This is a genomic window from bacterium (genome assembly GCA_023150945.1).
Classification (GTDB): domain Bacteria; phylum Zhuqueibacterota; class Zhuqueibacteria; order Zhuqueibacterales; family Zhuqueibacteraceae; genus Coneutiohabitans.
This window is the reverse complement of the sequence record JAKLJX010000027.1, coordinates 69,177-91,767: the sequence shown is the minus strand read 5'-3', so window position 1 is coordinate 91,767 and position 22,591 is coordinate 69,177. Positions and strand designations below refer to the sequence as shown.

Here is a 22,591-nt window from a genome sequence, read left to right as displayed (position 1 = left end):
CTTAGGGCGTGCATCAAAGCGTCAGATCTTCCATGGGAGATCTGATATTCCTATTATTTATGCAAAACTCAATAAGTATTGCCCGAAGGGATCAAAGAGATAATACTCCTCGACGCCGATCTGTGCATAAATCAAACGTTTCTTGCCCAAATCCTCTTCGCGGGTTTTGGATGAGGTGATTTCGAAAACGATTTGCGGTGCTTGTTTCTCTTCCCACAGCTTGTAACTCCGCCGGGCATAGTTTTCAACCCCCCAAACGACAAAAACATCCAGCGAAACCCGCCGTTTCGGCTGGCCTTTTTGATAATAGAGAAGCATGTTGGCGCCAAGATAAACTTCTTTGTAATTGCGCAGCCAATACTCCAAAATCAGCAACGCCTTGATGATCTGGCGGACATGTGGGTCTGTTTCAGCCATAGGCCTCCCATCTCCCTCCGGATAATGGATTTTGCGGCGGCGAGATTTTTTTCGCGGTGATGCAAGAATTTCTGTTGGCATTACTCATTCTCCATGTTCGCGCGATTCCATCTCCCTCTACGCAAACAGCGCCTCGATAAATGCCTTGGGGGCAAACGGCTGCAAATCGTCCATGCCCTCGCCCACGCCGATGAAGCGCACCGGCAAATTGAGCTGCTCTTGAATCGCGAAGATGATGCCGCCTTTGGCCGTGCCATCGAGCTTGGTGACGACCAATCCGGTGACGCCGGCGGTATTAAAAAACGTCTGCGCCTGGCGCAAGCCGTTTTGCCCGGTGTTGGCATCCAAAACCAGGAAGACGTCATGCGGCGCCGCGGGAATCACCCGCTGCATCACGCGAATCATCTTCTGCAATTCATCCATGAGATTGCTTTTGGTGTGGAGCCGGCCGGCGGTATCGACAATCACGACTTCGGTCTGCCGCGATTTGGCGGCGCTCAGCGCATCGAAAGTCACCGCCGCGGGATCAGCACCGGGCTTGGTTTTGATGATCTCCACCTGGGCACGCTGCGCCCAAATCTCGAGCTGATCGGCGGCCGCTGCGCGAAAGGTATCGGCGGCAGCCACCAGCACGGAGCGGCCCTGCTGCCGGAAATTGTGCGCGAGCTTGGCAATCGTCGTGGTTTTGCCGACGCCGTTGACCCCGACGATCATCAAAACATAAGGCCGGTCGGCGGGCGCGTAGAAAGTGGAGAGAAAATCCTTCTGGCCGTTGGCGCCGCGCTCGAGGCGTTCCACCAGAAACTCTTGCAGGCAGGCCAGCACGGCTTCGCGCGAGGTGGTTTGGCCCAGGCCGATGCGCTCGCGCAGACGTTCGAGAAAAGCCGTGGTCATGTTCACGCCGAGATCCGCGGCGATGAGCATGTTCTCCAGCTCTTCCACCAGAGTTTGATCGAGCCGGGCCTTGCCGGTCACGACATGCACAACGTTATCAACCAGGCTGCGGCGCGTCTTGCCGAGGCCGGATTTCAGTCTTTCGAAGAATGTGGGCATAGCAGGTAGCGAAGGCTTTGCGATGTCACCGGCAAAGCGCAGGCAGGAACATTAGCGCGACTGAGTGCGCGCGCTTGTCGTATCGGAAATGAAGCGGGCAATGTAGATGCCGGCCGAGATAAAAAACAAGACGACCATGATCCAGAAAAACGGCCACTTGATCGGTTGGAGGTCGAGCGTAAACGTGATCATCACGATTGCAAGCGCCGTCACTGCGACTTTGCCATACCAATTGGACTCCGGCACTTTGTGTCGGCGCGAAGTCATTAAAAAACCGAGCGCTAAAATAAACAAATCACGCACGATAATCAATACCAAAAACCATTTGGGAAAGTCGCGGAAGAACGCCAGGTAGAGGCCGATGCCGGCCGCGCACAGCTTGTCCATCAACGGATCGATGATGCGGCCCAGTTCGGACTGTTGCCGCAGCCGGCGCGCGAGAAAACCATCGGCCCAATCCGTGGCCGCCGCAAAAAAGATGAACAGCACGGCGAGGAGATTACCTGGCGGCGTCTCCCGGCTCATAAACCAGATCGCCGGAATCACAAACAGCGGGCGGGTGAAGCTGATGATGTTGGAGATGGTCCAGACGCGCTGGCGTTCGACCAGTATTTGCGGCGTGCTCATGCGGACGTGAGGAATTGGAAATCAAAAGCGGTGCGCGAAAGTGCGCTGTAAGGACTGGGCCAAATTTCAGACAAGCTGAATTCTGAAGCCCTCCCGGCAGCATCGAACCTGTCAGAATTGGAACACCACGAAATCAAACAAAGTCAAAACCGTGACCCCGGAGACGCTGAGCACGCAAAGAAAGGCTCATTTGGTCCTGCAACTCCGCGCTCTCCGCGGTGCAAGCGGTCGCTTTGTGGTCAAGAATCTTTCAGAGTCTTATTTTGACTTTGAGCGCCTCATGGCCTACAAGTTTTTGCATTCCTGCAATGAGAATCCGGCCTGCGCGAAAATGCTTCGCACCGTGCCACCAGGTATGTCACCGATGTGCTGCGCGACACGAATCTGGCGGCCATCGCGAGGCCGCTAAACCACATGCGGCCGGGATTGCCTTTTTGTCTCAAAACTCGCGCGCAGCAATTTGGCCAACACTTCCCGTGCTCTAAACGGCATTGTCAATGTCCACCGCCGAATAGAAAGCCTCGCATGGTGAGCTCGCCGTTGGCTTTCTTCTCGGCAATCCAAAGCTGGATTAAATCATTCGCGGCTTCGCGTGCGCCCGCGATTCCCAGACCCTGGGCCGTCAGGCCCGGCGCGGGCACGTGGGCCTAGTAATACCCGCTGGGAAGATCCGGCTGTTCGATTTTTTCGATGAGGAGGCTGTAAGTCATCGTACAAACCCGTGGCTTCGTTTGTGTATTTTGCCCACCTCAATCCGCCTGCAGACTCGGGTATTTCATGCCGAAGCGTTGCTGATAATACCATTTCGAAACAAAAAACACAACCGCCAGCACCAAAAAGTACTGCCACATCTTCCAACAAATCGCCAACGCCAGGAACAAGATCGGCAGTTTGATGGCACGCGACACTTCCGCCCGCCCCTGCTTGAGAGCCGCCACCACGAAAAACGGCGCGGACAGCACCGCCGGATAGAAGATCACCGGATCATCAACCTGCCACGCCAGCGCGGTAGCCGCCAGCTCGCAAACGCAGCCGGCGATCACCGTCGCGCCCCAGCCATAACGCACTGCAAAAGTGCGCTTGTGGGTTTGCGCATCTCCGTCAAGATCGAGCAGCGTGGTGTACAAGTAAACCGCGGCCACGGCCAGCATGTAGGGCAGGGCGTGCCGCAGCGGCAGGCTCGCACCGGGCGCGACCGCCCACCAGCCCGCGGAAAAAATCAGCAACGCGCCGCCGGCATTGGCAAACAATCCCAGGAACGGCCGGTCCTTCCACTGAAACGGCGCGACACTGTACAACACGCCGGTGAGCAGAAAAATCCCGGCGAACAACAGGCCGATGCGATGGCTGTGATGGAACGCCAGCAACAGGCCCGCCAGCAACAGCAGCGCGGTTTGCAGCCAGGCCGCCGGCGGTGAGATGTGCCGTTGCGCGATGAGAAAGAGTTTGTGATTGCGCGAATCGGTGGCAACATCACAAAGCTGATTGAGAATGAACGCCGCGCCCATCAACAGGCTCAACGACAGCGCGAGCAGCAAGGCAGTGCGGCCGGGGTCAGCGGCGCCATGCAAACCCGCCGGTATAAAGCGCTGACAAGCGAAATAACCCGCAGCGTAAACCGTCCACACCGGAAAAAACAAGGTCGGGCGCAGAACAAAAACGTAGTCCAACAATTTGACGGCGTTGAGGATCCTCATGTCACGAATCCCCCTTCCTATGGGGATGAATTTGAATCGCTTGCCGGCCGGGCCACGCAAACGCACTGCGGCCGCGGTCCGGCCTGCTCGGATGCCACAGCGGCGCGCCAAGCTTGCAAGGCGCCGCAGCCGGGAGAAACAGAGGCGTGCACGGTGCGATCAGCGCTTGGCTTTCCGCGCGCGGGTGCGCCGTACCGGCGCCGCACGGCCGCCGGACTGCCGGCGTGCGCGTCGCACAAGCACCACTTCCTCGGCGCGGCCGTTGGCATGATCGAGGGCAAACTTATCCATCAAGTCTTCGGGGATGATCGGATAGTTGCCGGTGAAGCACGCGGTGCAATAGCCGCCCTTTTCATGCGGCACGGATTTCAACAAGCCCTCGAGCGAAAGATACTCCAGGCTGTCCACTTCGAGATAGTCTTTGATCTGCGCAACGCTCTGATGCGAGGCAATCAACTCTTCCTTGGTGGGGAAATCCATGCCGTAGTAGCAGGGCGCAATGATCGGCGGCGAGCTGATGCGCACGTGAATCTCCTTCGCGCCCGCCCGGCGCAGCAGCCGCACGAGATTGTGCAGCGTGGTGCCGCGCACGATCGAATCTTCCACCACCACCACCCGCCGGCCATTGAGCACGCCTTTGACGGTGTTGAATTTGATGCGCACGTTGAAATCACGCACGCTTTGGTCGGGATGGATGAAGGTGCGACCGATATAATGGTTGCGGATCAAGCCGATTTCATATTTGATGTTGGAATTGCGCGCATAGCCCAGTGCCGCGGTATTGGAGGAATCCGGCACCGCGATGACGATGTCGGCCTCGGCGGGATGCTCGTTGGCGAGATTCTTGCCGAGGCGGCGGCGGGCGCGATCGACGTTTTCATCGAAGATCTTGCTGTCGGGCCGGGAGAAATAGACAAACTCGAAAATGCAGGCCGCGCGCGGCGCGCGCTCTCTCAAGCGATGGCTCTGCAGGCCGGTGTGATCGAGCACGACGATCTCGCCCGGCTCGATCTCGCGCACATACTTGGCATCGAGCAGATCGAAGGCGCACGTCTCCGAAGCCACCAGCCAGGTGTGGCGCTTGCGCCCGAGGTTCAGCGGCCGCCAGCCGCGCGGATCACGCACCGCGATCAGTTTGTTGCGCGTCAGCATCACCAGGGAATACGCGCCCTGAAGTTGATCGAACGTATCCTGCAGGCGGCCGACGATGTCGTGCGCCTGCGAGCGCGCCAGCAGATGCAGGATCAACTCGGTGTCGCTGGTGGTCTGGAAAATCGCGCCTTCGTTCTCCAGTTGCCGGCGCAGCGTGCGCGCGTTGGTGAAATTGCCGTTGTGCGAAACCGCCAGCGTGCCGTGTTTGAAGTGGGTGAGAAAGGGCTGGGCATTCACCACCTGCGTCGAGCCGGTGGTGGAATAGCGGTTGTGGCCGATGGCGAGCGTGCCCGGCAATTTGTCGAACAGCTTGGCATCGGAGAAGACGTTGGTGACCAGTCCCATGCCGACGTGACGGTGCAGATGCTCGCCGTCGCTGGCGACGATGCCCGAGCTTTCCTGGCCGCGATGCTGCAAGGCATAGAGCGAGAGATAAACGAGCTTGGCCGCCTCGCGGCTGCCGTACACACCGACAATGGCACAGTTGGACCGGGGTTTGTCGAGTTCGGTGGAGGAGATTTCAGGAATGTTCATGCGGGAAAATCAACGGCCTCATTTATGAATCAGCAAGATGGTTAACGCAACCCCCAACACATCAGCCGCCAGATCTTTCGCGCTTGCGCAGCGCCGGCGCGCGGTGGCATCGTAAATTTCCTTCGCCACGCCGAGCACCAGCGTGCTGAGCGCAGCAGCTTGCAGGCTGCGACGGGAGGAAAGCTCGCTCTCACGATGCAGCGCATAGTATTGCGCCGCGGTCAACGCCGCGCTCACCGTGAGATGGTCTGCCTTGTCCCTGCCGAACCAGGCATCCCGGGCGCAATCAACCGATCTCACCGCGCTGGTGTCCGCCGGCGTTTGTGCACCGATGGCGCACGGCAGGCAAACGATCAACAGAAACACGCGCAGCGCCGGTTGGGCTGCTGTCCAGAAACCAGCAGGACTGCCGGAGGTTCGAGCACGAGTCAGCAACACGCCCATCCTCTCGCGCGGGCATCTTAGCAATTCCGTCGCAGAATTCAAAGGTGAAATTTGAAGCGAATCATCACGGCCGGCGAGGGCGGAGGGGCCAGCACCGGCGATTCATCAAAATCCAAGAGCTGGGCATCAACGTAGGCGTCGAGCATGCTGTAGACGATCAACGCCGCCAATCCCCAATAGCAGCCGTTGCGCCAATCTTCATAGAGCAGTTGATTGGCCTGATCGCCGCGCCGTTGCGCTGCACCGGCGCGGCTGTTCCAATAAAGCGCCGTGCTGAGCAAACCCACCTCGCCCGCCAGCGCCAGGCCCGCTTTGATTTTTTGGCCGTTGTAATATTGCCCCCAGCCGGGAAGCACCAGCGAGCGCAAAGCTGCGCCGGAGGGACTCTTCTGGCGTGAAACGGCAGATGCTGAGCGCGGATTGAGCGAATCAGATGAAGGCGTTTGCGGCAAAGCCTGCGAGAAAACAGAAGCCAGCAAGAAAAAAATAACTGTGCTGCAGATTCTCTGTTGCTGCATCAAATATGGCATGGAAATATTCATCACTGCGTGCTTAACATGATGCGAAACCCAACCTGTTCAAAATGATGATCCATCGTGAGCGCATCGAACAATCCCTCCTCTTGCATCAAGACGAATGACATGCACTCCGTAAATCCCCATGCTTTGTCGAGACGTTTGCCATACAACCCGAGCGCCTGCTTCACCAGCTTACGCGTCACAGCCGTTATTTTCGTATTGCCTGTTTTATAAATCCGCTCAATAAAATCGACCGCCGCTTGCCGGTCTTTGGCCGCCAGGCTATTGCCAACTTCGATAAGAATGCCGTCGTGCAACCAGACTTCTCGCGCTCTTCTTACCCGAGGAATAAGTGCCTTCGCCTCATGGTGAAAAGAGTCTTTGGGATTGAGCAATGCCAGGACAAAGGCTGTATCCATGAAAAAACGATCGGCATTCATGGCTTTTTCTGGTCAGCCCGTTTGGGAGTGCCATAAAGATAATGATGGTGTTCTGTCGCCCAATCTTCCGGGCCTTCAACGGTGCCGGCCAGGCCTTCCAATAAATCCCACGCATCTTCGGTAGATTTCTTTTTGTGCTTTTCAAGCCACATCTGTATGGCTTCGGTGATAACCTGATTCAAGGATTTATTGGAAGCTTCCTCCCGTATTCTATCCAAAAGCATAGGCGGCAATTCAACCTGAATGGATTCCATTGCTTCTCCTTCATTCAATCAACAATCGCCATCGTCTCAATCTCCACCTTCGCGCCTCTTGGCAGGGCGCGCACTTCCACCGTGCTGCGCGCCGGCGGATGCGTAGAGAAAAATTCGGCGTAGACTTCGTTCATCGCGGCAAACTCGTTCAGGTCCGTCATGAACACGGTGGTTTTCACGACGTTTCCAAACGAAGCGCCGGCGGCTTGCAGAATCGCTTTCACGTTTTCGAGCACGCGCCGGGTTTGCGCTTTGATGTCGCCGGTGACCATCTGCCCGGTGGCGGGATCGAGCGGCACCTGGCCGGCCGTGAACAGCATCTTGCCCGCAGAAACGCGAATACCCTGGCTGTACGGCCCGATAGCTGCCGGCGCCGAGGAGGTTTTGATCACTTCACGCATGATTGCTCCTTTGTGCAGTAGATATTCAATTTTCAATGGTGGAATATCTCTGAAAATTTTTCCACCGAATAGATTGATCAAACAGGTGCGCCTGTAGGCGTGACTACATGCGCTACGCCCGAAACTGCATGCGATACAATTTCTGATAAATCCCGTCTTGCTGCAGCAAATCCGCATGCGCGCCGGCTTGCACGAGGCGGCCTTGATCCAGCACGATGATCTTGTGCGCATGTAAAACCGTGGAGAGACGATGCGCGATGACGAACGAAGTTCGATTCGCCATCAGCCGCTCGATCGCTTGCTGCACCAGCATCTCGCTTTCGCTGTCCAGCGCCGAAGTCGCTTCATCAAGAATCAAGATCGGCGGATTTTTCAGCAGCGCGCGCGCGATGGCGAGGCGCTGGCGCTGGCCGCCGGAAAGCTTGAGGCCGCGTTCACCAATCAGCGTGTCATAACCTTGCGGCAATTCCATGATGAAACCATGCGCATTGGCGGCGATCGCGGCTTCGCGCAATTTCTCCTCGGGCATCGCGCGCAAGCCGTAGGCGATATTACTGCGCACCGAACCGTGAAACAAAATCGTTTCTTGGGTGACGATGCCCATCAATTGCCGCAAGCTTTTGACATCAATCTCACGCAGATCAATGCCGTCTATGGCAACACGACCCTCGGTGGGATCATAAAACCGCGGCAGCAAATCCACCAGCGTCGATTTGCCCGCGCCGCTGGGGCCGACGATTGCGAGAATCTCGCCCTTGCGCACTTCGAAATCGATATTTTGCAGAACCGGGTTTTGTTCATACGCGAAAGTAACATTCTCATATCGAATGTTCTTTTCAAAGCCCGCAATCTTTACTGCACCGGGCCGCGAAACAATTTCCGGCTCGGTATCCAGCACGCTGAAAATGCGCTCGCCGGCAGCCATCGCCTCCTGCAAGCGGCTGCCCACGGTCGATAATTCCTTCACCGGCTGCATCACGGAAAAGACCGCAAGCAGAAACAACAAAAATTCCGCCGGCGAAAGCGCGCCGCCGGCCAGCACTTGCTGCCCGCCGAACCACAAAATCCCGACGCCCACGATCGCGCCGAGCGATTCCGTAATCGGGCCGGCCAGGCGGCTGATGCGGGTCACGCGCAGCAGCGTTTGAAAATAGGATTTCGACTCGCGCGTGAAATTCCGCACTTCAAAATCTTCCATGGCAAACGCTTTCACCACGCGCGCGCCGCTGATGGTTTCATGCAGGATCGAAGTCAAATCCGCCATCTTGGTTTGTGATTGCCGTGAGGCGCGGCGCAGGCGCGATCCGAGGCTGCCGATCACTGCGAAGCTCAACGGCGCGATGAGCAGCGCCGCGAGCGTAAGCTTCCAGCTCAGAAAAAACGCCATCCCGAGATAGGCCGCAATCAACAACGGATTTTTGATGAGCGTGACAAAACTCGCGGATACGCCGTTGTTCAACAGCGTCACATCGTTGGTGATGCGGGAAATCAGGTTGCCGGTGCGGTTTTGATTGAAATAACTCAGCGAGAGCTGTTGGAGATGGCGATAGAGATCGTTGCGCACATCCATGATCACGCCCTGCTCGACGCGCGCCATCAAATACGCCTGCAGATAATCAAAAAGATTCTTGCCGCAGATGAGCAGAATGATCAAGCCGCAGAGCCGCACCAGCGTGCTTTTTTGATTTTCACCGAGAACGAGGCCGTAAAATTTCTGCATCACTTTTTGGCGGGCATCGGCCAGGGATTGCGCCGCAGGCAGGTGCGGCGCGCGCGCCGGCGGCGCGCCGCTGGTCAGCTCGGTTTTGTCTGCCCCGTAAAAAACCACATCGAGAAACGGCAGAATGGAAAACAGCGAAGCGCTGCTCAACAGCGTAAAAAACAAAATACACACCATCGAGCCGGCCAGCGAAAACCGATAAGGACGCAGGTAGCGCAGGATTCGCAGATAGATTCGCATCATCGCGGGGCGGGCCGGCGTCTATTTCTTCTTGACTTCTTCGAACTTGGCATCTTCCACGTCTTGGTTCGAGAGATCAAGCGGTTTGTTGTTCTGCTCACCCTGAATCGGATCGGGCGGGGCACTGCGTTTGGTGGCCAGAGCCGCGCGCAAGACGCGATAGGCGAGATAAAGCAGCAAGGCCCAGAATAACAGGCGAAACATGTGGATACTCCTTTCTCATGCAGGCGTGCTGCTCTCGTTGGCGCCGGCAGACTCAGGATTTCAGCGCCGGCGGGGAATAGTATTGCACGCCCGATATCGGCCGGCTGAGCTGTGCCAGCAGGTCTTCAAAATCTTCGTCGCGCTTGACGAAGTCGATGTTGGTGGCGTTGATGACGAGCAGCGGCGTGTCCGTGTAGTTGAAGAAGAACTGATTGTAGGCCTCGTTCAAGTCGCGAATGTAGGCTTCACTCATGCCTTTTTCGTAGGGCCGGTTGCGCAGGCGGATGTTGGCCAGCAGGCGTTCGCTGCTCGCTTGCAGATAAATCACCACGTCCGGCTTGAGGATGTCGCGTTCCAGCAGCCGCGCCACCTTGTCGTACAAGGCCATTTCGCGTTCTTCCAAAGTCAGTGTGGCGAAAATGCGATCTTTCTGAAAGATATAGTCGGCCACCAGCAGGTCATGGAACAAGTCGCGTTGCGGCAATTCCTGCTGCTGGCGGTAGCGGCTGAGCAGAAAGAACATTTGCGTGGAGAAGGCGAAGCGCCGCGGGTCTTCGTAGAAATCCGGCAGGAAGGGATTCTCTTCGTGCTGTTCCAGCAGCAGCCGCGCGCCAAAACGCTCGGAGATTTTGCGGGCCAGGCTGGTTTTGCCGGCGCCGATGACGCCCTCGATGGCAAGATATTGAAGACGCACAACCACCCTCTGGGTCAAAGCGAACGAATGAGAATCAAGGATTGCGCCGCCTCAGGTCTCGAGTTTGATCACTGCGGCATGGTCCGGGCATTGCTGCAGCAACGCCGCCACGGTCTGCTTCGCATCGGGCAGCACGAAATCCGGTGCAATTTCCGCCCAGGGTGCCAGCACGAAGCGGCGCGCGCGCAGCGCGGGATGCGGCAGCCGCAACGCCGGTGCTTCAAGTTGGAGTTGATCATACGCCAGCAAATCGAGATCGATGTTGCGCGGCCCCCACTTCTGTTCCCGCACCCGGCCCAGGTCTTTCTCGATCTGCAGCAGCACCTCGAGCAGCGCCGGCGCCGCCAGCCGGGTCGCCACTTCCACCACTTGATTCAAGAACTCCGGCTGCTCACGCAGTCCCACCGGCTCGGTGCGATAAAGGGAGGATTGCCGCTGCACCTTAACCGCGGGATGTGCCTGCAGCTTCGCCAATGCCTGCTCCAGCCAGCGCCGCCGGTCCCCGAGATTCGAGCCCAGGCCGATGAACACGTTCGCAACCAATCCGCCGCCCCCCGCCGTCTCATTCGCGCTCATCTTTCCTCACCCGGCCATGGCCGCACTGCGCTGAATCTCCACCTCGATGCCGTCGCTGATGCCGGGCACCGGGGAATTGGGCTTGCGCACCCGCACCCGCACTTGCGCGAGATTGAATTCACGCAGCAACGTGTCGGCAATCACCTGCGTGAGCGTCTCCACCAGCTTGAAAGTGTTCTTGGTCACCACGTGCTCGACCGTCTGGTAGACTTTGTAAAGATCGACGGTGTCGCGAATGTTGTCGCTGCTCGCGGCCTGCTGCACGTTGACCTGCAGCTCGACGTCCACTTCGAAACGCTGGCCTACCTGGCGTTCTTCATCCCAATAGCCGTGGTAGGCGTGAAAGATCATGCGATTCAGGCGAATGATGTCAGCAGGCATGCGTGGAATGGCTCTTGTGGTCTGGCCGGTTTGTGCTTTCGTATCGCAAAGGCGAGGCGAATGTATCAAACGCTCACCCGAATGTCAAGAAAAATGGCCTGATCACAACCGCACTTTGCGGCGGCCGCGCTCGCGTTGCGTGAATTGAAGAGGCAAGATGAAGTCCGCTGCTGCAGTTTGGCACGGCAGATTCCACTAACTCACTTCTCCATAAGAATCCGCGTTTGCCGTGTTCGAGTCTTGCGCTTCCGGTTGCGGCAGAGCGGGGAAATTGCGATTGACTCCCCTGCCATTTCTCATTATATTGCGCCCGCTCAAGAACGGCCCCCCACCCCTCAACTCTTGCGAAAGCCTATGCGACTGCTTTGCATCACGGATATTCACAGCGACCGGCGGCAATTCGAACGGATTCTGTTGCGCGAACCCGAGCCTGATTTGTTGCTGATCGGCGGTGATTTCACCAACTTCGGCCCGCCCCAGGAGGCGGAAGCGCTGCTCGACCTCGCCCTGTTGCACTGCCCGGCCGTGCTGGCCGTGGCCGGCAACTGCGACAGCGCGGCGATCGATGACATGCTGGTGCGGCGCGGTGTTTCACTGCATCGCCGCGGCACCATCGTCAACGGCGTGGGCTTCTTTGGACTCTCCGCCATGCCGCCGTGGCGCGGCAACATGTACGAATTCACCGAAGCCGAGCTGGACGGTTTCCTGGCCGAAGGCCATGCCCAGGTGCAGGCCGCGCCGCGCTGCATCATGCTTACCCATCCGCCGCCGCGCGCCACCAAGGCGGACCGCAATGTCGCGGGCCAGCACGTGGGCAGCACCGCGGTGCGCGCCTGGATGGATCGCCACCAGCCCGCGTTGCTGGTGTGCGGCCACATTCACGAAGCGCGCAGCCTGGATGAAATCAACGGCACCACCATCGTCAATTGCGGCCCGGCACGCAACGGCTATTACGCCGTCGCCGAAGTCGGTGACCAAGTTCGGGTTGAATTGAAACAAGCATGAGCGGCCATTGGAAATCCGGCGCAGCCGCGCCGGACTTCCGCGCCGCCGCGATCCGCCTACAACTCACCTGCCCGTATGCCCAAACCCCTCATCGGTATTCAAATGCAGAGATTGCCGGAACAATTCTATTTCCGCATCTCTCACAAGTACACCGAGGCAATCTACGCCGCCGGCGGCATTCCCGTGCTGCTGCCGCTGATTGCCGAACGCGATTATGTCGATCACCTCTGGCCCCTGCTCGATGGCCTGGTGCTCTCCGGCTGCCAGACCGATCTCGATCCCCGGCGCTACGGCGAGGCCCCGCATCCCAAGCTCGGCCCGGTGAACGAAGAGCGGGATCGCTTCGACTGGCTGCTGCTGGAGCGCGCCCACGCCGACAAGCTGCCGGTGCTCGGCATTTGCCGCGGCTTTCAAACACTCAACGTCTTTCGCGGCGGCACGCTGATTCAAGATCTGTCCAGCCAGCGGCCCTCGCCGATTTCGCACGCGCGTGATGACGCGCCCACTGCCTTCGTTCACGAGGTTCGCCTGGCGCCGCATTCGGTTTTAAATGATGCCGCTGCCGAACAGCGCGTGCCGGTCAACAGTTCGCATCATCAAGCCCTCCGCGAGCTGGGACGGGGGCTGGTACCGATTGCCTGGTCGGAGGACGGCCTGATCGAGGGCTTCCAAAACCAAAATTGGGACGAGCACCGCGTGCTGGGTGTGCAATGGCATCCCGAACGGCTGTGGCAAAGCGATGAATTCTCCCGCCGCCTTTTCCGGGACTTCATCGCGGGCGTGCCGGCGCGTGCGCGGAGGTGAAGGCGGGCAGGTGAATTTGCTTATGAATTGCTTCTGAAGCTACGGGTGCGCAACAATGCAGTTGCCGGGGCCGGGCACTTCGAGCTGTCGTTTGGTGAGTGACATAACCAAAGCAAAGGAACGGCATCATGAAACCTGAGCAAGCGGCCAGAGAGGACATCGACCGTCTGCTGGAGGCGGCGGGCTGGAAAGTTCAGGACGTGCGGCAAATCAATTTGGGCGCGGCGCTCGGCGTGGCGGTACGTGAGTTTCCGTTGCACTCCGGCGCGGCGGATTATTTGCTGTTTGTGGATCGCGTTGCCGTTGGCGTCGTCGAAGCCAAATCTGCCGGCACGACGTTGAGCGGCATCGCCGATCAATCCGATAAATATCTCAAAGCTTTTCCCAAAAATCTTCCGCACGTGCAGGAGCCGCTGCCTTTCGCCTACGAGAGCACCGGCACGGAAACCTTCTTCCGCGACTTGCGCGACCCCGATCCCCGCTCGCGGCGCGTCTTCGCTTTTCACCAACCGGAAACGCTGCAAGACTGGCTTTCGCAGGAAAATACGCTGCGCCGCCGATTGCAAACGCTGCCGCCGCTCATCACCACCGGCCTGCGTGATTGCCAAACCGAAGCCACCGTCAATTTGGAAAAATCTTTTGCCGAAGCCAAGCCCCGCGCTCTCATTCAAATGGCCACCGGCAGCGGCAAAACTTTCACCGCAGTCAACTTCATTTACCGCTTGATCAAATTCGCCAACGCCAAGCGCGTGCTCTTCCTGGTCGATCGCAACAACCTCGGCAGGCAAACGTTGCGCGAGTTTCAACAATACGTCACGCCCGACGACGGCAGAAAATTTACCGAATTGTACAACGTTCAAAATCTGACTTCCAACACGCTCGATCCCGTCAACAAGGTTTGCATCACCACGATTCAACGCCTCTATTCGATGCTGAAAGGCGAGCCGGAATTTGACGCCGAGCTGGAAGAGAAGTCCGGCTTCGATCTGGCGCTGGCCGGCAAGCCGATGGACGTCGATTACAACCGCGGCCTGCCCATCGAAACGTTCGACTTCATCGTGACCGACGAGTGCCACCGCTCGATTTATAATTTGTGGCGGCAGGTGCTGGAATATTTCGACGCCTTCCTGGTCGGCCTCACGGCCACGCCTTCGAAACAAACGCTCGGTTTCTTCAACCAGAATTTGGTGATGGAATACAACCACGAGCGCGCCGTCGCCGATAGCGTCAATGTTGGCTACGAAGTGTATCGCATCAAAACCGGCATCACCGAAGCCGGCAGCACGGTCGACGCCGGCTATTACATCGACAAGCGCAACAAGCTCACGCGCCAGACCCGTTGGGAGCAATTGGACGAGGAGATCACGTATAGCGCGCCGCAGTTGGATCGCAGCGTCGTCGCGCCGGATCAAATCCGCACCGTCATCAAAACTTTCAAGGAGAAGTTGTTCACGGAGATTTTTCCCGGCCGCACCGAGGTGCCGAAGACGCTGATTTTCGCCAAAGACGATTCGCACGCCGAAGACATCGTGGGCATCGCGCGGGAAGAGTTCGGCAAAGGCAACGACTTCTGCAAAAAGATCACCTACAAAACCAGCGAGAAGCCGGAAGAGCTGATCGCCAGCTTTCGCAATTCCTACAACCCGCGCATCGCCGTGACCGTGGACATGATCTCCACCGGCACGGACATCAAGCCGCTGGAGTGCCTGCTGTTCATGCGCGACGTGCGGTCGCGCGTGTATTTCGAGCAGATGAAAGGTCGCGGCACGCGCACGATTTCGCCGACGGATTTGAACGCCGTCACCGCGGATGCCCGCGCCAAAACGCATTTCGTCATCGTCGATGCCGTCGGTGTTTGCGAGCATGATAAAACCGACTCGCAGCCGCTCGAGCGCAAGCACAGCGTTGGTTTTGACAAGCTGATCATATCCGTGGCGATGGGCGATCATCACGAAGACACGCTCACCTCCTTGGCCGGCAGGCTGGCGCGATTGGATCGCGAGATCGATGCCAAAGATCGGCAACAAATCGAAGCGGCTGCGGACGGCAAACCGCTGCGGCAAATCATCAATCAACTGCTCGACGCGGTTGATCCGGATCAACAAGTCGAAAAGGCCAAAGCGCTTTTCCAAACCGAAACGCCGAGTGAGAAACAAATTCAGCAGGCGGGCCGCGAGCTGGCCAAAGCGGCTTGCCTGCCGTTCGACAGCCCGCCGTTGCGCGAGGCGTTGATCGAGATCAAAAAGCGCAACGAGCAAATCATCGACACGGTGAGCAAGGATCACGTCATTTTCGCCGGCTTTGACGAGCAGGCGAGGGAGAAAGCGGCCACGCTGGTTGACACGTTCAAAAAATTTATCGACGAAAATAAAGACGAGCTGACTGCTTTGCAGATGATTTACAGCAAGCCGTATGGCCAGCGCCAACTCACTTACGACGCGATCAAACAGCTTGCCGAGGCCATCCGCAAGCCGCCGTATCATCTCACGCCGGAATTGCTGTGGCAGGCGTATCACCAATTGGAGCAGGCGAAAGTGAAAGGCGCCGGCGCACAGAAGCTGTTGACGAACATCGTCTCGCTGCTGCGTTTCGCGCTCGGCCAGAGCGAGGTGCTGGAGCCGTTTGCGGACACGGTGGATCGCCGCTTCCACGCGTGGCTGCAGCAGCAGGTGAAAGCCGGCCGCGAGTTCACGCCGGAGCAGATGGAGTGGCTGGAGATGATCAAGGCGCACGTCGCTGCTTCGGTGCAAATCGTGATGGATGATTTCGACGACACGCCGTTTCACGGCAAGGGCGGCCGCCTCAAGGCGTATGAATTGTTCGGGGAGAATTTGAATGCGGTGTTGGAGGAATTGAATGAGGTGTTAACATCATGACGGATAACGAATTTCAAGTCATTTTGCAAGAGGGCGAAGGCTATCGCCTCGAGTTCAAAGAATCGTTGAGCAACGTCGATCGCGAGATGGTGGCGTTTGCCAACGGTTCCGGCGGCAAATTGTTTTTGGGCATCACCGACGACAGGGTGGTGAAAGGCGTGGCCATCGACAACAAGCTGAAAGCTCAAATTCAAGACATTGCCAACAACTGCCAGCCGGCGGTGAAAATTCTTTTTGAAGAGTATCAGAACGTTTTGATCGTCCACGTGCGCGAAGGCGACGACAAGCCGTACAAATGCGCCACCGGATTTTACCTGCGCGTCGGCCCCAATTCGCAGAAGCTCAATCGCGACGAGATCATCGAGTTCTTCAAAGCCGAGGGTAAAATCCGCTACGACGAGCTGGTCTGCACGCGGTTCAATTATGACGAGCACTTCGACGCTGAGAAGCTCGGCAAGTTTCTGCGACTGGCCGGCATTACGAACTTGCTGGATGGTCCGGCGATGCTGGCCAACCTGGGCGTAGCGGAAAAGCAGGAAGGGAAGATGATTTTCAATAACACGGGAGCGCTGTTTTTTGCCAAAGATTTGAATGACATTTATTTTCATACGGCGGTCACTTGCGCCTTGTATAAAGGCACCGAGAAAGTCGAGGTGCTCGATCGCCGCGACTTCAACGAAGATTTGATCAGCAACATCGACCGCGCGATGATCTTCCTGAAGCAATACATTCCGGTGCGCTACGAAATGACCGGCACGCCGCGGCGTAAAGAAATTCCGGAGGTTCCTTACGATGCCTTGCGAGAGGCCGTGATCAACGCCGTCGCTCATCGGGATTATTTTGAGAAGGGCGCGAACGTCATGGTGGAAATGTTTGACGACCGCATCGAAATCACGAATCCCGGCGGCCTGGTCAAAGGCTTGCGGCCGGAAGAATTCGGCAAGAAAAGCGTTCTACGCAATCCCAATATCGCGGCGTTGCTGCACCGCATAAGCTACATCGAGAAAATGGGAACCGGCATCGCGAAAATCAGGAAGCTCATAAAAGCAGCCAAGCTCTCACCGCCGAAGTTCGAGTATGGAACTTTCTTTACGGTGACGTTTAAACGGCCGGCAAGAAGTGTAAGCAAAGTCTCTGAAGACATCGCGATGGTCTTCAAAGAAAGGATCGGTACGCAGTTCAATGTAAAGGGGGATAAACTTAACCGAATGGCAAAGCTACTGCAATTGCTATACGCTGGCGACTTGATAACAACCCCTATAGCAGTAAGTATACTGAAAGCTTCGCGACGCACGATCGAAAGCGATATTACATTTTTGCGCCAAAATAGGCTTTTAGAATTCGAAGGGCCGCCGAAAACCGGCAAATATGTGCTAACAGAAAATGGGCGACTATTGATCGAATCGACTATAAAGTGAAAGGCAAAATACTTTGCAGGCCATGCCGGTTTGACACGATAAAAATTGCGGTGTAAATTGCGGTGTAAATTGCGGTGTAAATTGCGGGAAAAGCTTTCGAGCAAAGCTAAGGCTCTGATTTTACAGGGGCGATTTGTCGAAAAAATTTCGGTGTAAAAGCATTTTGCAGGGGGGAAAAATGGCAAAAAACTGCGGTGTAAATGGCGGTGTATTGTTGCATGCTGCGGGAAGCAGTGATCAACGCCGTGGTTCATCGCGACTATTTTTTTGAGAAAGGCGCAGACGTAATGAGGGAATAAACTGGTGATAAAAATGCGCTCGAAAATGAGTCTAAAAAATGATGCTACAAGTGATGCTATAAATGATGCTATAAAATTGGATAATAAATGAAGAAAACACGACGCAAAAAACCTCGTGCCTCAAACCTGGCGAAAACCCCGCTGCGGTCGGAGCGCGAGCCATTGGTATCGCCCAATCATCAAATGGCCTCCGATGACGGCAAGCCTGCTCTCCCCAAAGGCTGGGTGTGGACGACCGTGGGAGAAATCTATCAAATCGTCGGGGGAGGTACGCCGTCAACGAATATTGATGAGTATTGGAATGGTAATATCCCTTGGATAACTAGCGCCGATATTTATGGTTTGAAGAATATTAGACCGCGAAGACAAATTACGAGAAAGGCGATTGAAAACTCGGCCACCAATCTTGTTCCTGAACGGAGCATAATTGTGGTTACACGAGTAGGATTAGGTAAATTGGCGCTGACCATAACACCTCTTTGCTTTAGTCAAGATTCACATGCTCTCATTGACAATTCATCTTTAATATTTTCGGATTATTCGCTGTACTATCTTTCTCAAGCAGTTCAGATATTCAAATACAAACATAGGGGAACGACAATAGCAGGGGTAACTAAAAAGCAACTTTCAGAATTGGCGTTTGTTCTTCCTCCTCTCCCTGAGCAGCACCGCATCGTGGCGAAGATTGAAGAGCTTTTCACCAAGCTCGATGCCGGCGTGGCGGCGCTGAAAAAGGCGAAGGCGCAGTTGCAGCGCTACCGCCAGTCCGTGTTGAAAGACGCCTTTGCCGGCAAGCTCACCCCGGCGTGGCGCGAGGCGCACAAAGCCGAGCTGGAGCCTGCTTCCGCACTGCTGGAGCGCATCAAAGCGGAGCGGCAGAAGAATGCCAAAGCCAAATACAAAGAACCGCCGCTGGTGGATACTTCGAATCTGCCGGAATTGCCGGCGGGATGGGTGTGGGCGAGAGTTGGGGAAATCAGCGAGATGATGCAGTACGGTACTTCTGAAAAGGCCGACGAAGAGGCATCAGGAATTCCAGTGCTACGAATGGGAAATATTCAGGATGGAAAGCTCGATTTCGCAAACCTAAAATATTTTCCCACAAAATGGCCGGATTTGAAGGAATACATTTTACAAGATGGGGATGTGTTATTTAACAGAACCAACAGTGCTGAATTGGTAGGGAAAACGGCGGTATATAAAAGCAGCCATCCCAAAGCTGTATTTGCATCCTATCTCATCAGAGTCAGGGTAAATAGAGAATTTTTTGAGCCGGATATTCTTTCTTGGTTTATAAATTCGTTCGAGGGCCGCAAATACATCTCTTCGGTAGTCTCGCAACAGGTTGGGCAGGCAAATGTAAATGGGACAAAATTGTTTATGATGCCTGTTCCTTTTCTCACACTGCTTGAGCAAAGAAAGATCATCTCCGAAATCGAGCGCCGCTTCTCCATCGCCGAAGAAGTGGAAAAAGTCATCGATCACAGCCTGAAGCAGGCGGAGCGGCTGCGCCAGAGCATTTTGCAGCGCGCGTTTGCGGGCCAGCTCGTGCCGCAAGACCCCAACGACGAGCCGGCGGAGAAGCTGCTGGAGCGAATCAAAGCGGAAAAGGCAAAGCGCGAGACAGACGGAAAAACAAAATCCCGTTAGGGATGAAATGTTTATAGACTAAGTTGTCATTCCGGAGGAATCTTTTTTTGATTCGAGCACGTGGCTTGGATTCAAAAAAGATTCTTTCAGAATGACAGTCTAATACTGGTTCACTGAACTTTTACGGATCAAAAACCTCATGCCTAACGAATCCACCACCATCGTCCAGCGCCTGTGGAATTATTGCAACGTCTTGCGCGACGACGGCGTGAGCTACGGCGATTACGTCGAGCAGTTGACCTACCTGCTCTTTTTGAAAATGGCGGACGAGCAAACGAGACCGGCGTTTGGCAAGCCCTCGATCATTCCGAAAAATCTCGATTGGCCCAGCCTGCTCAAGAAAGACGGCGACGCGTTGGAGGTGCACTATCGCCACATTCTCGACAGCCTCGGCAAAGCCAAAGGCATGCTCGGCGTCATCTTTCGCAAATCGCAAAACAAGATTCAAGACCCGGCCAAGCTCAAGCGGCTGATCGAGCTGATCAACGACGAAACCTGGGTGGGAATGGACATCGACGTGAAGGGCGAAATTTACGAAGGGCTGCTGCAGAAAAACGCCGAGGACATCAAAAGCGGCGCGGGACAGTATTTCACGCCGCGGCCGCTGATCAAAGCGATGGTGGAGGTGATGCAGCCGGCGCCTGGCATGACGATTTGCGACCCGGCCTGTGGCACCGGCGGCTTTCTGCTCGCGGCGCACGAGTACGTCACCAAACGTCATCAACTCGACCGCGATGAAAAGCGCGCGCTGAGAGAGAGAACTTTCAAAGGCTGGGAGATCGTTGACGGCGCGGCGCGCTTGTGCGTGATGAATCTCTATCTGCACGGCATCGGCGGGGAAGAGAGTCCGATCATCGTCGGTGATAGTTTGGTTTCCGACCCCGGCGACCGGTTCAATCTGGTGCTCACCAATCCGCCGTTCGGCAAAAAGAGCAGCATCACCATCGTCAACGGCGAGGGCAAGGCCGACCGCGAGGCACTGATTTACGAGCGCCAGGATTTCTGGGCGACGACTTCCAATAAGCAACTGAACTTTTTGCAGCACGTCAAAACGCTGCTGGCGATGAACGGCAAGGCGGCGATCGTGGTGCCGGACAACGTTCTCTTTGAAGGCGGCGCAGGAGAAACCGTGCGGCGCAAGCTGCTGGCCGAGTGCGACGTTCATACGCTGCTGCGGCTGCCGACCGGCGTGTTTTACGCGCAAGGCGTGAAAGCCAATGTGCTCTTTTTCGACCGCCGGCCGGCGCGCGAAAAGCCGTGGACGGAGAAGCTGTGGATTTACGATCTGCGCACCAACCGGCATTTCACGCTGAAGACCAATCCGCTGCGTTTCGAGGATTTGCAGGATTTCATCAAGTGCTATCATCCGGCCAACCGTTTCGAGCGCCGCGCAACAGAGCGGTTCAAAGCTTTTTCGTATGACGAATTGCTGCTGCGCGACAAAGTGAGTTTGGATATTTTCTGGCTGAAAGACGAAAGCCTGGAAGATTCCGAAAATCTTCCCGACCCCGAGGTGCTGGCACGTGAAATTGCCGAAAATCTCGAAGCGGCGATGGAGCAGTTCAGCACCATTCATCAGGAACTCGAAAAAACATGACACGAAAGGACGTCGCAAGATGATGAACGCTATTGAAGCGAGAGCGATCATGAAAAAAGCCCGGGCCACAAGCTCCGATCCCATTTGGCAGCTCATGGGCGTGCTCTACAAATCCCATCCGTGGCACGGCATTCAAATCGGGCCGGAGGCGCCGCAGGTGGTCACCGCCTACATCGAGATGGTGCCGACCGACACGGTGAAGTATGAAATCGACAAAGCCACGGGGCATTTGCGCGTTGATCGGCCGCAGAGATTTTCGAGCCACTGTCCCACGCTCTACGGTTTGATTCCGCAAACCTATTGCGCCGAGCGCGTGGCGGATTTGTGCATGCAGCGCACCGGCCGCGCCGGCATTGTGGGCGACGGCGATCCCATCGACATCTGCGTGCTCACCGAGAAACAAATCTCGCACGGCGATATTCTGCTGCATGCGATTCCCATCGGCGGCTTGCGCATGATCGACAAGAACGAGGCCGACGACAAGATCATCGCGGTGATGCAGGGCGACGCGGTCTACGGCCAGTGGCGCGACGTGAGCGAGTGCCCGCCGGATGTGATCGACCGCCTGCGGCACTATTTTCTCACTTACAAGCAGGCGCCCGGCGAGAAGCAGAGCACCTGCGAAATCACGGACGTTTATAATCGCGAGGAGGCGGAGGAAATCATTCGACGCAGCCAGGAGGATTACAAAGCGCGCTACGGCGATCTCGAGACGATTCTGACCAGCGCGTTGAGGTTGTGGGGATGAACTGGTTTTATCCACAGATGGCGCAGATACACGCAGATTAAAAGAATTAAATCTGCGAATCTCTGCGTAATCTGCGGATTGAAGAAAGGGACAAAAATAAACGAGCAAGACCAACGCGATCGGCAAGCTTATGCCATCATCGGCGCTGCGATGGAGGTGCATCGCGAACTCGGGCATGGTTTTCTCGAAGCAGTCTATCAAGAAGCATTGGCGCTCGAAAGCGCGGCGCGGCAGCTTCCCTGCAAACGCGAAGTTCCCTTGCCGGTAAGCTACAAAGGGCAGGTTCTGGCTTGCCATTACAAAGCCGATTTCATCTATTTCAACGAAGTCGTGGTCGAAACCAAGGCTTTGTCAAAGCTCACGACGATTGAGGAAGCGCAGATCATCGACTATTTGAAGGCCACGGGATTGCAGCGCGCCCTGTTGCTCAACTTTGGTGCGCCTCGTTTGGAATACAAACGCTTTGTGTTAGATTACAAAGAGTGATCCGCAGATTGGTCAGATAGCCGCAGATGAAAAATCTGCGCGTCTCGGCGACATCTGCATTTGTGCTGGATTATGCAGAATGATCCACAGATTATGCAGAAAGACGCAGCAGGAAAATCTGCGCGTCTCTGCGATATCTGCGGATAGTAATTGCGCTGAAGCCGCCGGTTGCTTATCTTGGCCGGCCCACCCAGAAGCAGATGCGACGGAGCGTCAACCCGGAACTGCCCGTGGGATCACCAAAAAGCTGAAAGGAAGCACACGAAGCTTATGACGGAACCAATCAACCCGCAATCACCTTCCCACTCACAGCCGGAAACCCCGGCCTCGCAATCCACCAACGATGCCAACGGAAA

The 22,591-nt window shown here is 56.3% G+C and carries 23 protein-coding genes; 8 read left to right on the top strand and 15 right to left on the bottom strand.

Annotated features, from left to right (window positions below):
* Nucleotides 1-57 precede the first annotated feature (57 nt).
* The 15 genes from L6R21_24610 to folB all read right to left on the bottom strand — a co-directional run bounded on the left by L6R21_24610 (nucleotide 58) and on the right by folB (nucleotide 11,352).
* Complete coding sequence (locus L6R21_24610) at nucleotides 58-498, bottom strand: Uma2 family endonuclease (GenBank protein MCK6562394.1); 441 nt, start codon at nucleotides 496-498, stop codon at nucleotides 58-60.
* Nucleotides 499-534: 36 nt separating this feature from the next.
* Complete coding sequence (gene ftsY / locus L6R21_24605) at nucleotides 535-1,470, bottom strand: signal recognition particle-docking protein FtsY (protein ID MCK6562393.1); 936 nt, start codon at nucleotides 1,468-1,470, stop codon at nucleotides 535-537.
* A gap of 51 nt (nucleotides 1,471-1,521) precedes the next feature.
* Complete coding sequence (locus tag L6R21_24600) at nucleotides 1,522-2,097, bottom strand: CDP-alcohol phosphatidyltransferase family protein (protein MCK6562392.1); 576 nt, start codon at nucleotides 2,095-2,097, stop codon at nucleotides 1,522-1,524.
* Nucleotides 2,098-2,846: 749 nt separating this feature from the next.
* Nucleotides 2,847-3,794 (bottom strand): UbiA family prenyltransferase, encoded by a 948-nt coding sequence (locus L6R21_24595; GenBank protein MCK6562391.1) that lies wholly within the window; start codon nucleotides 3,792-3,794, stop codon nucleotides 2,847-2,849.
* A gap of 159 nt (nucleotides 3,795-3,953) precedes the next feature.
* On the bottom strand, nucleotides 3,954-5,480 hold the full coding sequence (gene purF / locus L6R21_24590) for an amidophosphoribosyltransferase (GenBank protein MCK6562390.1): 1,527 nt from the start codon (nucleotides 5,478-5,480) through the stop codon (nucleotides 3,954-3,956).
* Between the two features lie 18 nt (nucleotides 5,481-5,498).
* Entirely contained in the window at nucleotides 5,499-5,915 is a 417-nt protein-coding gene (locus L6R21_24585) for a hypothetical protein (protein ID MCK6562389.1), read from the bottom strand.
* 47 nt (nucleotides 5,916-5,962) lie between these two features.
* Nucleotides 5,963-6,454, bottom strand: a complete 492-nt coding sequence (locus L6R21_24580) for a DUF5683 domain-containing protein (GenBank protein MCK6562388.1) — start codon at nucleotides 6,452-6,454, stop codon at nucleotides 5,963-5,965.
* Nucleotides 6,455-6,465: 11 nt separating this feature from the next.
* On the bottom strand, nucleotides 6,466-6,882 hold the full coding sequence (locus L6R21_24575; GenBank protein MCK6562387.1) for a nucleic acid-binding protein: 417 nt from the start codon (nucleotides 6,880-6,882) through the stop codon (nucleotides 6,466-6,468).
* Nucleotides 6,879-7,136, bottom strand: a complete 258-nt coding sequence (locus L6R21_24570; GenBank protein MCK6562386.1) for a hypothetical protein — start codon at nucleotides 7,134-7,136, stop codon at nucleotides 6,879-6,881. The genes L6R21_24575 and L6R21_24570 overlap by 4 nt, the downstream gene beginning before the upstream one ends.
* A gap of 14 nt (nucleotides 7,137-7,150) precedes the next feature.
* The gene (locus L6R21_24565) at nucleotides 7,151-7,537 is read right to left on the bottom strand and encodes a RidA family protein (protein MCK6562385.1); all 387 of its coding nucleotides are present in this window, start codon (nucleotides 7,535-7,537) and stop codon (nucleotides 7,151-7,153) included.
* Between the two features lie 112 nt (nucleotides 7,538-7,649).
* Complete coding sequence (locus L6R21_24560; GenBank protein ID MCK6562384.1) at nucleotides 7,650-9,500, bottom strand: ABC transporter ATP-binding protein/permease; 1,851 nt, start codon at nucleotides 9,498-9,500, stop codon at nucleotides 7,650-7,652.
* Between the two features lie 18 nt (nucleotides 9,501-9,518).
* On the bottom strand, nucleotides 9,519-9,701 hold the full coding sequence (locus L6R21_24555; protein MCK6562383.1) for a hypothetical protein: 183 nt from the start codon (nucleotides 9,699-9,701) through the stop codon (nucleotides 9,519-9,521).
* A 52-nt stretch (nucleotides 9,702-9,753) separates the two neighbouring features.
* On the bottom strand, nucleotides 9,754-10,395 hold the full coding sequence (locus tag L6R21_24550; protein MCK6562382.1) for a deoxynucleoside kinase: 642 nt from the start codon (nucleotides 10,393-10,395) through the stop codon (nucleotides 9,754-9,756).
* Between the two features lie 51 nt (nucleotides 10,396-10,446).
* Nucleotides 10,447-10,971, bottom strand: a complete 525-nt coding sequence (gene folK / locus L6R21_24545; GenBank protein MCK6562381.1) for a 2-amino-4-hydroxy-6-hydroxymethyldihydropteridine diphosphokinase — start codon at nucleotides 10,969-10,971, stop codon at nucleotides 10,447-10,449.
* Nucleotides 10,972-10,977: 6 nt separating this feature from the next.
* Nucleotides 10,978-11,352: a dihydroneopterin aldolase gene (gene folB, locus L6R21_24540; protein MCK6562380.1), complete on the bottom strand. Its 375-nt coding sequence runs from the start codon at nucleotides 11,350-11,352 to the stop codon at nucleotides 10,978-10,980.
* Nucleotides 11,353-11,706: 354 nt separating this feature from the next.
* Here folB and L6R21_24535 point away from each other — a divergent pair, with 354 nt between their 5' ends.
* The 8 genes from L6R21_24535 to L6R21_24500 all read left to right on the top strand — a co-directional run bounded on the left by L6R21_24535 (nucleotide 11,707) and on the right by L6R21_24500 (nucleotide 22,235).
* Entirely contained in the window at nucleotides 11,707-12,357 is a 651-nt protein-coding gene (locus L6R21_24535) for a metallophosphoesterase (GenBank protein ID MCK6562379.1), read from the top strand.
* 75 nt (nucleotides 12,358-12,432) lie between these two features.
* The gene (locus tag L6R21_24530; GenBank protein ID MCK6562378.1) at nucleotides 12,433-13,161 is read left to right on the top strand and encodes a gamma-glutamyl-gamma-aminobutyrate hydrolase family protein; all 729 of its coding nucleotides are present in this window, start codon (nucleotides 12,433-12,435) and stop codon (nucleotides 13,159-13,161) included.
* A gap of 128 nt (nucleotides 13,162-13,289) precedes the next feature.
* On the top strand, nucleotides 13,290-16,037 hold the full coding sequence (locus L6R21_24525; protein MCK6562377.1) for a DEAD/DEAH box helicase family protein: 2,748 nt from the start codon (nucleotides 13,290-13,292) through the stop codon (nucleotides 16,035-16,037).
* On the top strand, nucleotides 16,034-17,455 hold the full coding sequence (locus L6R21_24520; protein ID MCK6562376.1) for a putative DNA binding domain-containing protein: 1,422 nt from the start codon (nucleotides 16,034-16,036) through the stop codon (nucleotides 17,453-17,455). The genes L6R21_24525 and L6R21_24520 overlap by 4 nt, the downstream gene beginning before the upstream one ends.
* Before the next feature lie 386 nt (nucleotides 17,456-17,841).
* A complete protein-coding gene (locus L6R21_24515) occupies nucleotides 17,842-19,404 on the top strand; it encodes a restriction endonuclease subunit S (GenBank protein MCK6562375.1) in 1,563 nt (520 codons plus the stop codon).
* Between the two features lie 139 nt (nucleotides 19,405-19,543).
* Nucleotides 19,544-21,001 (top strand): type I restriction-modification system subunit M, encoded by a 1,458-nt coding sequence (locus tag L6R21_24510; GenBank protein ID MCK6562374.1) that lies wholly within the window; start codon nucleotides 19,544-19,546, stop codon nucleotides 20,999-21,001.
* A 49-nt stretch (nucleotides 21,002-21,050) separates the two neighbouring features.
* On the top strand, nucleotides 21,051-21,749 hold the full coding sequence (locus L6R21_24505; GenBank protein ID MCK6562373.1) for an inorganic pyrophosphatase: 699 nt from the start codon (nucleotides 21,051-21,053) through the stop codon (nucleotides 21,747-21,749).
* A gap of 78 nt (nucleotides 21,750-21,827) precedes the next feature.
* Nucleotides 21,828-22,235, top strand: a complete 408-nt coding sequence (locus L6R21_24500) for a GxxExxY protein (GenBank protein MCK6562372.1) — start codon at nucleotides 21,828-21,830, stop codon at nucleotides 22,233-22,235.
* The last annotated feature ends 356 nt before the right edge of the window (nucleotides 22,236-22,591 follow it).

Excerpts from the sequence above, each read along its gene's own strand:
- L6R21_24570 (MCK6562386.1), bottom strand. The coding sequence starts at position 7,136 with ATGGAATCCATTCAGGTTGAATTGCCGCCTATGCTTTTGGATAGAATA.
- L6R21_24525 (MCK6562377.1), top strand. The coding sequence starts at position 13,290 with ATGAAACCTGAGCAAGCGGCCAGAGAGGACATCGACCGTCTGCTGGAG.
- L6R21_24565 (MCK6562385.1), bottom strand. The coding sequence starts at position 7,537 with ATGCGTGAAGTGATCAAAACCTCCTCGGCGCCGGCAGCTATCGGGCCG.
- L6R21_24580 (MCK6562388.1), bottom strand. The coding sequence starts at position 6,454 with ATGCCATATTTGATGCAGCAACAGAGAATCTGCAGCACAGTTATTTTT.
- ftsY (MCK6562393.1), bottom strand. The coding sequence starts at position 1,470 with ATGCCCACATTCTTCGAAAGACTGAAATCCGGCCTCGGCAAGACGCGC.
- folB (MCK6562380.1), bottom strand. The coding sequence starts at position 11,352 with ATGCCTGCTGACATCATTCGCCTGAATCGCATGATCTTTCACGCCTAC.
- L6R21_24600 (MCK6562392.1), bottom strand. The coding sequence starts at position 2,097 with ATGAGCACGCCGCAAATACTGGTCGAACGCCAGCGCGTCTGGACCATC.
- L6R21_24560 (MCK6562384.1), bottom strand. The coding sequence starts at position 9,500 with ATGATGCGAATCTATCTGCGAATCCTGCGCTACCTGCGTCCTTATCGG.
- L6R21_24555 (MCK6562383.1), bottom strand. The coding sequence starts at position 9,701 with ATGTTTCGCCTGTTATTCTGGGCCTTGCTGCTTTATCTCGCCTATCGC.
- L6R21_24610 (MCK6562394.1), bottom strand. The coding sequence starts at position 498 with ATGCCAACAGAAATTCTTGCATCACCGCGAAAAAAATCTCGCCGCCGC.
- L6R21_24595 (MCK6562391.1), bottom strand. The coding sequence starts at position 3,794 with ATGAGGATCCTCAACGCCGTCAAATTGTTGGACTACGTTTTTGTTCTG.
- purF (MCK6562390.1), bottom strand. The coding sequence starts at position 5,480 with ATGAACATTCCTGAAATCTCCTCCACCGAACTCGACAAACCCCGGTCC.
- L6R21_24535 (MCK6562379.1), top strand. The coding sequence starts at position 11,707 with ATGCGACTGCTTTGCATCACGGATATTCACAGCGACCGGCGGCAATTC.
- L6R21_24510 (MCK6562374.1), top strand. The coding sequence starts at position 19,544 with ATGCCTAACGAATCCACCACCATCGTCCAGCGCCTGTGGAATTATTGC.
- L6R21_24575 (MCK6562387.1), bottom strand. The coding sequence starts at position 6,882 with ATGAATGCCGATCGTTTTTTCATGGATACAGCCTTTGTCCTGGCATTG.
- L6R21_24530 (MCK6562378.1), top strand. The coding sequence starts at position 12,433 with ATGCCCAAACCCCTCATCGGTATTCAAATGCAGAGATTGCCGGAACAA.
- L6R21_24515 (MCK6562375.1), top strand. The coding sequence starts at position 17,842 with ATGAAGAAAACACGACGCAAAAAACCTCGTGCCTCAAACCTGGCGAAA.
- L6R21_24520 (MCK6562376.1), top strand. The coding sequence starts at position 16,034 with ATGACGGATAACGAATTTCAAGTCATTTTGCAAGAGGGCGAAGGCTAT.
- folK (MCK6562381.1), bottom strand. The coding sequence starts at position 10,971 with ATGAGCGCGAATGAGACGGCGGGGGGCGGCGGATTGGTTGCGAACGTG.
- L6R21_24505 (MCK6562373.1), top strand. The coding sequence starts at position 21,051 with ATGAAAAAAGCCCGGGCCACAAGCTCCGATCCCATTTGGCAGCTCATG.